We start from the raw sequence: 10,345 nt of genomic DNA, 5'->3' as shown, positions 1-10,345 counted from the left end.
TCGGCCAGCGCCAGCAGCCGGGCGGTGGCGGCACCGGCGACGGCCGGGCCCACACCGATCGGGGTGACGGTCACGGTGCGGTCGGTCAGCCCGGCGCGGACCGCGTCCGCCTCGGCTGGCACCGCCGTGACCACCAGCAGACCGGTCACGAGAGTGAGCCGGGGGACTCGCGGCGGGTCTCGTCGTCGGCCCCGCCACCCGGGCCGCCGACGGCCGACGACGGGCGGTAGATGTGGTAGCCCGGCGGGGCGAGGCTCGGGTCGTCGTACTGCGGTGAGCTGGTCTGGGCCGGCGCCGGCGAGGTTGGTGTGGGGTCCCCGGGCTCGTCCGCAGGCTCGTCCTCGGTCAGCTCGTCGTCACCGAGCGGCCGGCCGGCCAGCTTCTCGCCGCGCAGCCGGGCGGCGGCGAGCACACCCCGGATCGCGGCCAGTACGCCCACCCCGGCGGCGACCGCGATGCCCATCCGACCGTCGAACGGCACCAGCCCGAGCCCGCCGCCGGCGACGAAGGCGAGCATCAGCACCGTCTCGGAGTGGGCGAAGGAGCTGGCCCGCAACCGTTCCGGGATGCGCTCCTGGATCGAGGCGTCCACCGCCAGCTTCGCTATCCCGCTGGCCAGCGCGGCGACCAGGCAGAGCAGGGCGACCATCAGCAGCGAGAACTGGATGACGGCGAGCACCGCCACCCCCGCCACGATGATCATGCTGCTGGACTGGATGGCGGTCGGCCGGTGGATGCGCAGTCGGGTGCCGATGGCGGTGGCCAGGAAGGTGCCGACCGCGAGCGCGCCGCCGACCACGCCCAACGCCCACTCGGCGCCCAGGTCCCGGCCGAACACCACGGTGGTCAGGTCGCCCTTCTTGATCGCGAAGGCGAGGAAGAGCAGCAGGAAGCCGTAGAGCGCGCGGAGCGTCGCGGCGCCGATCAGGGTGGCGATCACCAGCCGGCCGGACGGCCGGCCCCGGCCCAGTGGCCGATCGCCACGGCGGCGGCCCAGCGCGCGCAGTGGCCGGGGGACCCGCTCCGGTGGCTCCGAGTCGGCCTTCGGTGGCAACCGCAGGGAGATCACCATGCCGACCAGGAAGATCAACGATGCGACCCGGAGCGGCCACTGCGGCCCGAACCAGAACGCGGCCAACCCGATCGGCGCCACCAGCGCACCGGCGACAGTGCCGTAGACGCTGGCCCGGGCGCCCACCTGGGACAGGCCAAGGCCTTCCGGCAACAAGCGGGGCACCGCGGCGGAGCGGGCCACACCGTACGCCCGGGAGAGCGCGAGCACCCCGAACGCGGCCGGGTAGAGCCCGAAGCCGTGGATGTAGTCGGAGATCAACCAGGCCAGGAAGGCGCGGCCGAGCATCGTCGCGGCCAGCGCGTACCGCCGGCCGTGCCGGAAGTGATCCAGCAGCGGGCCCACCACCGGGGCGAGCATCGCGAACGGCACCATGGTCACCAGCAGGTAGAGCGCGACCTTGCTGCGAGCCTCGCCGAGCGGCACGTTGAAGAAGATCGTGCCGGCCAGGCCGATGGCGATCAGGGTGTCACCGGCACAGGAGAGCGCGTGCAGGTCGAACAGGCGAACCATGCCGACCTCGCCGCCGGCGCCCCGGGCGCGGGCCCGACCGGCCCGGCGGGTCACCCAGCGGCCGCTGCCCACCGAACCACGCAGCAGCAGACGGATGGCGCGAATGCCGGTGCCGACGGTCCGCCCGAGGACGGAACGCCCGGAGCGGGAGTACGACGGCATGTGCACCATCCTCGCCCATCTGATCCGGGTACGCCGCACCACCGCTGGGAAAGGTTCCCCGGGAGTCCCTGTCACCCCTGCGAGGCGCATGGGGAACAATGGTCTGGTGACCAGGCCCGCCTCCACCCGCGCCGCCCGTCTCGACCAGGTCTGCGCCGCCGCCGTCGAGGTGGCCCGCGCCGGCATCACCGAGGTGGACGCCGACGATGTCGGCGACCACCTGCAGGTCGTGGCCGAAGGTGATCGACTGGTCACCCACTACTTCGAATGTTGCCTCGCCGGCTACAACGGCTGGCGCTGGGCGGTCACCGTCACCCGGGTGCCGCGCAGCAAGACGGTGACCATCTGCGAGACGGTGTTGCTGCCCGGCCCGGACGCGCTGCTCGCGCCCGGCTGGCTGCCCTGGCAGGAGCGGCTCAAGCCGGGCGATCTGGGGCCGGGCGACCTGCTCCCGACCTCGCCCGACGACGATCGCCTGGTCCCCGGTTACCTGCTCTCCGACGACCCGGCGGTCGAGGAGACGGCGTGGGAGTTGGGTCTCGGGCGCGCCCGCGTGCTCTCCCGCGAGGGCCGCATCGACACGGCGCAGCGCTGGTACGAGGGTGACCACGGCCCCGCCGCGGCCATCTCGACCGCCGCTCCGGCCACCGCCCGCTGCGGCACCTGCGGCTTCTACCTGCCGCTGGCCGGCGCGATGCGGCAGGCCTTCGGGGCCTGCGGCAACTTCTACGCTCCCGACGACGGTCGGGTGGTCAGCGCCGATCACGGTTGCGGCGCCCACTCCGAGACGTTGATCGAGGCGCCCGAGTCCGCGGTCGACGAGCTGCCCACGGTGTACGACGACAGCGCGGTCGAGGCCATGTCGGTCAGCCGGGCCCCGGGCTCGGTGGAGGCGACTGAGCCGGCGGAGCCGTACGGGCACTCCTGATCGTCCGCGCCGGAGTGCTCCGGCGCGGCGGCCAGCTCACCTCGCGCGGCGGCGCCGTCGGTTGGCGTCGTGCCGCATCATCACGGCGAGGCCCGGAAAACCCCACAGGAAACCGGCGAGGCAGGTCCAGAGCCAGTTCTGGTGACCGTGGTCGGTCAGCCAATCCCGGAAGAAGACCAGCAGGACCAGCCCGGCAACCGCCCACGCGATCAACCCGGCGAGGGCGAACGGCACCATCGGCGGGTCCAGTGGTGCGGGCCGCGGTGGCTGCTCGTTCGGCATTCGGCAAGCGTACGGGATCCACTTCCCCGGCCCGTCGACGATCTGGGACGATGCGCGCGACAACCGGAAGATCACCTGCGAGGACCTGATGGCAGTAGCGCCGCCCGAGAACGGCACACCTCCCAACCCCGCTCATCCGCGTAACGGTTTCGACCGGTTCTTCGAGATCTCCGCGCGTGGCTCGACGTTGAGCCGTGAGGTACGCGGTGGCCTGGCGACCTTCTTCACGATGGCGTACATCGTGGTGCTCAACCCGCTGATCCTGGGCGGCGCCGTCGACGGCGACGGCAAGAGCCTCCCGATTCCCGCGCTGGCTGCCGCGACCGCGCTGGTCGCCGGCCTGATGACCATCCTGATGGGGGTGGTCGGCCGGTTCCCGCTGGCACTCGCCGCCGGTCTGGGCGTCAACGCCCTGGTGGCGTACGAGATCGCCCCCGAGATGACCTGGGCCGACGCGATGGGCCTGGTGGTGATCGAGGGTCTGATCATCGCGGTGCTGGTGCTGACCGGTCTGCGGACCGCCGTGTTCCGCTCGGTGCCGACCCAGCTGAAGACCGCGATCGGGGTCGGCATCGGCCTGTTCCTGACCATCATCGGTCTGGTGGACGCCGGCTTCGTCCGACGCATCCCGGACGCCGCCAACACCACCGTCCCGGTCGGCCTGGGCATCGGCGGCAAGCTGGTGAGCTGGCCGATGCTGGTCTTCGTGGTGGGCCTGCTGATCACGCTGGTGCTGGTGGTCCGTCGGGTGAAGGGCGCGATCCTGATCGGCATCCTTGCCTCGACGGTGCTGGCGGTGATCGTCGAGGCGATCGGCAACATCGGCCCGTCCTTCGTCAACGGTCAGCCCAACCCGAAGGGCTGGTCGCTGAACGTGCCGGAGCTGCCCAAGACGGTGGTCGACCTGCCGGACCTGTCGCTGCTCGGCAAGTTCAACGTGCTCGACTCGTGGGGTCGGGCCGGTTGGCTGGTCGTGCTGATGTTCATCTTCACGCTGTTGATCACGGACTTCTTCGACACCATGGGCACGATGGTCGCGGTCGGCCAGGAGGGCGACCTGCTCGACGAGCAGGGCACGCCGCCGAAGGCCAAGGAGATCCTGCTTGTCGACTCGATCGCGGCGGCGGCCGGCGGTGCGGCCAGCACCTCCAGCAACACGTCGTACATCGAGAGTGCCGCCGGTGTCGCGGAGGGTGCGCGCACCGGCGTGGCCAACCTGGTCACCGGCGCGCTCTTCCTGCTCGCGATGTTCCTGGCGCCGCTGGTCGTGATCGTGCCGTTCGAGGCGGCGTCGACGGCGCTGGTGGTGGTCGGTTTCCTGATGATGACCGCGGTGCGGACGATCGACTGGTCCGACTACGAGATCGCCATCCCGGCGTTCCTCACCATCGTGTTGATGCCGTTCACCTACTCGATCTCCAACGGAATCGGCGCGGGTCTGATCACCTTCGTGGTGGTCAAGCTGGCCCGGGGCAAGGCCCGGGAGATCCATCCGCTGCTGTACGGGGTGGCCGCGCTGTTCGTGCTGTACTTCCTGCGTGGGCCGATCGAGTCCCTGGTGCTCTGAGGCGCGTCCGGGCGGGGAGTCGATCAGGATTCCCCGCCCGTACCATCTGAATCCCCTCGTGAGCCTGGTCATAACGGATATCGTTAGCCATGCTCATTAGTTAAGCTAACTACTGTGACGGAGCGGACGGTGACGGCGGAACGCGTGCCACCGGCGCAGCTGGCTCCCCAGCTGCGTGATGCGATCACCCGACTCAACCGGCGGGTCCGACAGGCCCGGCCGGTCGGCGACCTCACGGTCACCCAGGTCTCCGCGCTCACCAGCCTGCGGCTGGCGGGCGCGATGACGCCCCGGGAGCTGGCCGACGTGGAGCGGGTGCAGCCGCCGACGATGACCAAGATCGTCGGGAAGTTGGAGGACCGCGGCCTCGTGCGGCGGACACCCCATCCGACCGACGGCCGGCAGGTCATCCTCACGGCGACCGAAGGAGGGCAGGCCGTGCTCGACCAGTTCGAGCGGGCCCGCGACGAGTGGCTGGCCCACCGGCTGGCCGCACTCGACGAGGACGAACGGGAGACCCTGCAGAGGGCCGCCGAGATTCTTCAGCAGCTCGCTCGCGCCTGAGCCGCACCCGCGCCACCGGGTCCGTGCCGTCACCTGTCGATGACGCGTACGTCCGGAGGAGGCGCACCAAGAGTGCAGGCGAAGCTGAGCACGATGTTCCAGTCCCTACAGGTCCGCAACTACCGCCTCTTCGCATCCGGGCAGCTGATCAAGTTGATCGGCGTCTGGATGATGTTCATCGCCCAGGACTGGCTCGTCCTCGAGCTCTCCAACAACTCGGCCACCGCGCTCGGCGTGGTCACGGCCTGCCAGTTCACGCCGGTGCTCCTGCTCACCCTGCTCTCCGGCCGGCTCGCGGACCGGTACGACAAGCGGGTGCTGCTCTTCGCCGCCAACGCCTTCTGGAGCCTGCTGGCGCTCGGCATGTCAGTGCTGGTGCTCACCGACCTGGTGCAGCTCTGGCACGTCTTCGCCTTCGCCGCGCTGCTCGGCACGGCCAACGCGGTGGAGACCCCGGTCCGGCAGGCGTTCGTCTCCGAACTGGTCGGCACGCCGCTGCTGCCCAACGCGCTGTCGCTGAACGCCGCCGTGTTCAACTCCGCCCGGATCGTCGGCCCGGCCGTGGCCGGCCTGGCCATCGCCGCGTTCGACGTGGGCCCGGTCTTCCTCTTCACCGCCGTCAGCTCGGTCGCGCCCCTGGTCAACGTCGTCCGGATGCGGACAACCGAGCTGCACCGCGACGCCCTGCTGCCACGCGACGAGCGGGCGTCCGCCCGGGTCGTCGACGGCCTGCGGTACGTGTGGCGCCGCCCGGACCTGCTGCTGCCGATGGCGATCATGTCGGTGATCGGCATGTCGCTGTTCAACTTCCAGCTCACCCTGGCCGCGTTGGCGAAGACGGTCTTCCACACCGGTGCCGCCTCCTTCGGCCTCTTCAGCACGGCACTGGCCGTCGGCGCGCTCGGCGGCGCGCTCAGCGGCACCGGTCGGCGTAGCCGCCCGTCGGTGTGGCTGGTGCTCGGCGCGGCGATCGCCTGTGCCAGCTTCGGCACCCTGGTCGGCCTCTCCTCGGCGTACTGGCTGGTGGTGGCGCTGCTGGTGCCGACCGGCTTCAGCATGGTCTTCTTCGCCCAGGCCGCCAACCAGCGAATCCAGATGGGCGTCGACGCGGCCTTCCGGGGACGGGTGATGGCCCTGTGGGTGCTGGTGTTCCTGGGCACCAACCCGGTCGGCGCGCCGCTGATCGGCTGGGTCGCGGAGCACTACGGTGCCGGTGCCAGCATCTGGATGGGCGGGCTCATCTCGCTGGCCGCCGCGCTGACCGCGCTCACCTGGCAGCTACGCCACTCCGGTGCCCGGCTGCGTTTCCGGGTGCTGCCGATGCCTCGTTTCTACGTCACCTCCACCGACTGCTGAGGTTTAGGGCGTGGCGGGGCCGCGTCCGGTTACGCGGATCGCGCGGATGCGGCCAAACCGGTGGCGGGGCGGCACGATGGGGCTTAGCGTCGATACGTGGGAGTCGGACGCGCGCTGATGCTGGCCCTGGCGTTCCTCGCCGTGGCCACTCTGCCGGCGGCATTCGCCCTGCTCTTCTGCTACGACGAAATCGTCGACCGGGTGGTCTGCGGCTGGTCCGAGTGGCGTGACCGCCGACGGGAGAAACGCACGATCGCCCGTCTCGACCGGGCCGTCGAGGCCGACGCGCTGACCCGGGACATCGACCTCAGCGAGTTCGACCGCGTTGACCGCCGGCCGCTGGAGCAGCTCGCCGCCGACCTGCGCCGTCTCGGCGGTCAGCGGGTCGGCGGCAGCGGTCGTTCGATGGTCTGGCACAGCGCGTTGCTCCAGGCGTACGACGACCGGCTTCGCCTTGCCTGCCGCGCCCTCGGCATCGCCGAGCACCTCGCCGAGCTGGAGGGTGTCGATCAGGAGATCGAGCGGGTCCGGGTGGAGGGCGTGCTGCACGCCGCCGGGCTGGCCCTTCCGGCGGCCCGGGCCGGGCACCGGCAGCGACACCGCTGACCGGCCGTACGCCGTGCGACTCTTCGTCGCGGTCCGCCCGTCCGTCAATGCGATCAATCACCTCGGCGCACAGGTCGCCCGTCTGCGCGTCGCGGCGGCGACCGCCGCTGGCGTCAACGTCCGGCTCGCCGACCCGGCCGACCTGCACCTCACCCTGGCGTTCCTCGGTGCCGTCGAGTCTGCCCGGCTGGTCGAGGTGGAGAGTGCGCTCGGCTTGGCCGCCGAGCGGTTCCGGGACGGCCGGGACGCCGCACCCCGGTTGAGTCTCGGCGGCGGTGGCCGGTTCGGCCGGGAGCGGTCCACTGTGCTCTGGGTGGACCTGCGGGGGGAGGTCGAGGCGTTGCACGTGCTGGCCGGGCTGATCCGGTCCCGGCTGAGCCACGGCCGGCTGCCGTGCGACGAGAAGCCGTTCCGGCTGCACCTGACCGTCGCCCGGCCCGGCGACCGGATGGACCCGGCCGACGTCGAGGCCGACCGGGCCAGCCTGGACGCGTACGAAGGGCCATCGTGGCCGGCGTCGGAGCTGCTGCTGGTGCGCAGCCACCTCGGCGGCCGACCGCGCTACGAGCGGATTGCCGCCTGGTCGCTGTGACCCGGCGGCACGTGGCTGGCCGCGGTGGAAGGCCCGCTGCGGAGAACCTCGCGGGCCTGTTCGGCGGCGCGGGTGATGTTCTCGCTGATGAAGTCGAGGAAGCGGGCGATGTTCTCCAGCCGGGCGGCGGCGGGGGTGTGCGCGCCGAGGAGGGCGACACCCTGGCGTGCGGTTGCGACGAGATGGTCGTTGGCCCGAGCGCTGGCGATCGTCGCCTGGTAGAAGAGCTCGTCGTCGATAACGTAGCGGTCGCGGCGGCGTTCGTCGCGTTCGCGGCGGACGAGGCTCTGGCTCTCCAGGAAGGTGATCGCCTTGGAGATCGACGCCGGGCTGACCTGGAGGCGCTGGGCGAGTTCAGACGCGGTGAGACTGCCCGAGTCGGTGAGGAACAGGTTGGTCAACACTCGGGCCCCCATCTTGTTCAGACCGGAGGCCATGAGGACGGTGGTGAACGTCTCCTCGTAGTCGGCCACGGCCTGGGCGTCGCGTCCGTCCGGTCGGGGGGCCGCCTCGGCCCCACGAAAAGAGGCGGGCTTGCGCCGGTGGGCGCGGCGCTCGGTGGCGCGGTGGGCCAGATCGGCGCGGTAGCCGGTGGGGCCGCCGTTGCGCATCACCTCACGGGTGACCGTCGAGGTGGGACGGTCGAGGCGTCGGGCGATCTCGGCGTAGGGGAGGCTGTCGGCCAGCCCCAGCGCGATCTGCTGGCGTTCCTGCTGGCTGAGCCTGCCTCCCGGCATCGCGATCTCCCTGGTGGTCCTGTGTGCGGTCCCGGACTCCGTCACCATAGCGTTAACCTGCTTGCCAATGCAACGTTGGAGTGGATCGCGTTGCATTAAATTCAGGCTAGTTGCAACAATTTCATGAGCATGAACAGCTAAAACAGCACCTGCTTGCAACAACGTCGTTGCCAGAGGATAGAAAGCAACGTAGCTTTTCCCACATCGGAAAGAAGCGCCAACCTGGGAGAGCACGATGCAGACCTTCGACACACCCGCCCCCATCTCCGCCGTCCTGGACATCCCCGCCGGACGCATCCAGCTCATCGCCGCGGACCGCGCCGACACCACCGTCGAGGTCCTCCCGGCCGACCCCGCCAAGAGCAGCGACACCAGAGCCGCCGAGCAGACCACCGTCACCTACGCCGACGGCGTCCTGCGAATCACGACCGCACGTCCCATCAACAAGCTCTTCGGTCCCTCCGGCTCTCTGGAGGTCACCGTCCGGGTGCCCGCCGACTCCCATGTCGAGGCCAGGGCCGCCAGCGCCGAGCTTCGGGGCGTCGGCCGCCTCGGCGACGTCGCCTTCGACGGGGCGTACCGGAACATCAAGATTGACGAGGCCGCGAGTGTTCGCCTCACCGCGATCGACGGCGACGTCGAGGTCGGCCGGCTCAACGGCCCCGCCGAGATCAGCACCGCCCGGGGTGACATCAGGGTCGCCGAGGCCCTGCGCGGCAAGGTCGTCCTCCGTACCCAGTCCGGCGACATCTCGGTCGCCGCGGCGGCCGGCGTCTCGGCCGCCCTCGATGCCGGCACCGGCCACGGCCGCGTCAGCAACGCCCTCAAGAACGACGGCACCGTCGAGCTCGACATCCACGCCAGCACCCTGCAGGGCGACATCAACGCCCGCAGCCTCTGAAAAGGACGGATCGAGATGACGAACAACAGCATGTCCTCGACCAACTCGACCTGGACCGGCATGGTGTCGGTCGACGACACGGCCCTGGCCGTCACCGACACCGGCGGCCCCGGCATCCCCGTGATCTACCTCAACGGGCAGTTCGCCACCCAGGGCTACTGGCGGCGGGTCATCGCCGAGCTGGGCACCGGGTTCCGGCACATCACCTACGACGAGCGGGCTCGCGGCAGGAAGTCGAAGCGCTCAGCCGACTACACGTTCGAGGCGGCGGTGCGGGACGTTGACGCCGTTCTCGCCGCCCGCGGGGTGGAGCAGGCCCTGCTGGTGGGCTGGTCCTACGGCGCGGTGGTCGGCGCACACTGGGCCAACCGGAACCCGGAACGTGCCCTGGGTGTGGTCCTGGTCGACGGCGCGTTCCCGCACGACTGGCTCGACGAGGCCATGGCGCTGCGCATCCGCAAGATGTTCCGACGGATGAACCTGTTCATGCCGCTGTTGCGCCCGACCGGCCTGACCCCACGGATGAATGCCGGCCAGATGGCGGACAGCAACATCGAACTCGGCGAACTCTCCCGCGAGCGCGAACTGGGCCCGGTGCTGGACGGCATCACCGTCCCGGTGCGGTACGTGGTCGCCTCGGGAACGTCCCTCGGCAGTCGCGGTGACGAGCAGGAGCAGATCCGCGCCAGCCTCGACGCGGTGATCGCCCGCAACCCGAACATCACGATCGGCGCGAAGGTCGCCAGCAACCACGGTGCGATCCTCAAGAAGGACTTCCGCGCCGTCGCCGAGGCCGTCCGCGGGGTCGCCGCCCCTCATCGCGAAGGCGCCGGAGACGCCCGGTGAGGTTCGAACGCTCGCGTTGACGGGTGGCGCAGGGCCACCCGTCAACGCGCAGCGTCAGGAGGATTCGCGGGCGGCCGGGCCGCTGCCGAAGAGCACGTCGTCCCAGCTCGGAAGCCGCTTGCGCGGCTTGCCGTTGGCGTCGGTGGACTCGCCGCCAGCGGCCGCCGCGGCGCCCGTCCGGCGGGGCCGCAGCACCGCCAGCGACGGCACGGCCGGCAC

Annotated in this window: 11 protein-coding genes and 2 pseudogenes; 8 read left to right on the top strand and 5 right to left on the bottom strand. The window is 70.9% G+C overall.

The window, feature by feature from the left end:
* A pseudogene (locus tag PSH25_RS14815) lies at positions 1-149 on the bottom strand (futalosine hydrolase); the annotation flags it as partial.
* Positions 146-1,747 (bottom strand): MFS transporter, encoded by a 1,602-nt coding sequence (locus PSH25_RS14810; RefSeq protein ID WP_238659646.1) that lies wholly within the window; start codon positions 1,745-1,747, stop codon positions 146-148. The pseudogene PSH25_RS14815 and the gene PSH25_RS14810, both read right to left, overlap by 4 nt.
* Between PSH25_RS14810 and PSH25_RS14805 the strand changes: the two genes are divergently transcribed.
* On the top strand, positions 1,746-2,675 hold the full coding sequence (locus PSH25_RS14805) for a DUF3027 domain-containing protein (protein WP_238659647.1): 930 nt from the start codon (positions 1,746-1,748) through the stop codon (positions 2,673-2,675). The two genes, PSH25_RS14810 and PSH25_RS14805, sit on opposite strands and share 2 nt — an antisense overlap.
* 36 nt (positions 2,676-2,711) lie before the next feature.
* Here the strand turns inward: PSH25_RS14805 and PSH25_RS14800 are convergent, their stop codons facing one another.
* Entirely contained in the window at positions 2,712-2,957 is a 246-nt protein-coding gene (locus PSH25_RS14800; RefSeq protein WP_238659645.1) for a DUF2530 domain-containing protein, read from the bottom strand.
* Positions 2,958-3,045: 88 nt separating this feature from the next.
* Between PSH25_RS14800 and PSH25_RS14795 the strand changes: the two genes are divergently transcribed.
* The 5 genes from PSH25_RS14795 (at position 3,046) to thpR (ending at position 7,642) form a co-directional block, all read left to right on the top strand.
* Positions 3,046-4,524 carry an NCS2 family permease gene (locus tag PSH25_RS14795; RefSeq protein ID WP_238659644.1) on the top strand — a complete coding sequence of 493 codons (1,479 nt, stop codon included), beginning with the start codon at positions 3,046-3,048 and terminating at the stop codon, positions 4,522-4,524.
* Positions 4,525-4,638: 114 nt separating this feature from the next.
* Positions 4,639-5,088 (top strand): MarR family winged helix-turn-helix transcriptional regulator, encoded by a 450-nt coding sequence (locus PSH25_RS14790; RefSeq protein ID WP_238659643.1) that lies wholly within the window; start codon positions 4,639-4,641, stop codon positions 5,086-5,088.
* 72 nt (positions 5,089-5,160) lie between these two features.
* Positions 5,161-6,444, top strand: a complete 1,284-nt coding sequence (locus tag PSH25_RS14785; protein WP_238659642.1) for an MFS transporter — start codon at positions 5,161-5,163, stop codon at positions 6,442-6,444.
* A gap of 96 nt (positions 6,445-6,540) precedes the next feature.
* Positions 6,541-7,050, top strand: coding sequence for a hypothetical protein (locus PSH25_RS14780; protein WP_238659641.1), 510 nt, complete (start codon positions 6,541-6,543; stop codon positions 7,048-7,050).
* 13 nt (positions 7,051-7,063) lie between these two features.
* Positions 7,064-7,642 carry an RNA 2',3'-cyclic phosphodiesterase gene (gene thpR / locus PSH25_RS14775; protein ID WP_238659640.1) on the top strand — a complete coding sequence of 193 codons (579 nt, stop codon included), beginning with the start codon at positions 7,064-7,066 and terminating at the stop codon, positions 7,640-7,642.
* Here the strand turns inward: thpR and PSH25_RS14770 are convergent.
* Entirely contained in the window at positions 7,612-8,379 is a 768-nt protein-coding gene (locus tag PSH25_RS14770) for a helix-turn-helix domain-containing protein (protein WP_238659639.1), read from the bottom strand. The genes thpR and PSH25_RS14770 overlap by 31 nt on opposite strands.
* A 235-nt stretch (positions 8,380-8,614) precedes the next feature.
* Here PSH25_RS14770 and PSH25_RS14765 point away from each other — a divergent pair, with 235 nt between their 5' ends.
* Positions 8,615-9,280, top strand: coding sequence for a DUF4097 family beta strand repeat-containing protein (locus PSH25_RS14765; protein ID WP_238659638.1), 666 nt, complete (start codon positions 8,615-8,617; stop codon positions 9,278-9,280).
* Positions 9,281-9,295: 15 nt separating this feature from the next.
* The gene (locus PSH25_RS14760; RefSeq protein WP_238659637.1) at positions 9,296-10,126 is read left to right on the top strand and encodes an alpha/beta fold hydrolase; all 831 of its coding nucleotides are present in this window, start codon (positions 9,296-9,298) and stop codon (positions 10,124-10,126) included.
* A 54-nt stretch (positions 10,127-10,180) separates the two neighbouring features.
* Here the strand turns inward: PSH25_RS14760 and PSH25_RS14755 are convergent.
* Positions 10,181-10,345 (bottom strand): annotated as a pseudogene (locus PSH25_RS14755) (septation protein SepH); the annotation flags it as partial.

This window comes from Micromonospora foliorum, from assembly GCF_022229015.1.
Lineage (GTDB): Bacteria > Actinomycetota > Actinomycetes > Mycobacteriales > Micromonosporaceae > Micromonospora > Micromonospora foliorum.
The sequence above is the reverse complement of the archived record's forward strand: the minus strand, read 5'-3'. Positions and strand labels throughout refer to the sequence as shown.

Bases quoted from the DNA above. Each gene is read 5' to 3' on its own strand.
- PSH25_RS14805 (WP_238659647.1), top strand. From the start codon at position 1,746: ATGTGCACCATCCTCGCCCATCTGATCCGGGTACGCCGCACCACCGCT.
- PSH25_RS14810 (WP_238659646.1), bottom strand. From the start codon at position 1,747: ATGCCGTCGTACTCCCGCTCCGGGCGTTCCGTCCTCGGGCGGACCGTC.
- PSH25_RS14800 (WP_238659645.1), bottom strand. From the start codon at position 2,957: ATGCCGAACGAGCAGCCACCGCGGCCCGCACCACTGGACCCGCCGATG.
- PSH25_RS14795 (WP_238659644.1), top strand. From the start codon at position 3,046: ATGGCAGTAGCGCCGCCCGAGAACGGCACACCTCCCAACCCCGCTCAT.
- PSH25_RS14770 (WP_238659639.1), bottom strand. From the start codon at position 8,379: ATGCCGGGAGGCAGGCTCAGCCAGCAGGAACGCCAGCAGATCGCGCTG.
- PSH25_RS14765 (WP_238659638.1), top strand. From the start codon at position 8,615: ATGCAGACCTTCGACACACCCGCCCCCATCTCCGCCGTCCTGGACATC.
- PSH25_RS14760 (WP_238659637.1), top strand. From the start codon at position 9,296: ATGACGAACAACAGCATGTCCTCGACCAACTCGACCTGGACCGGCATG.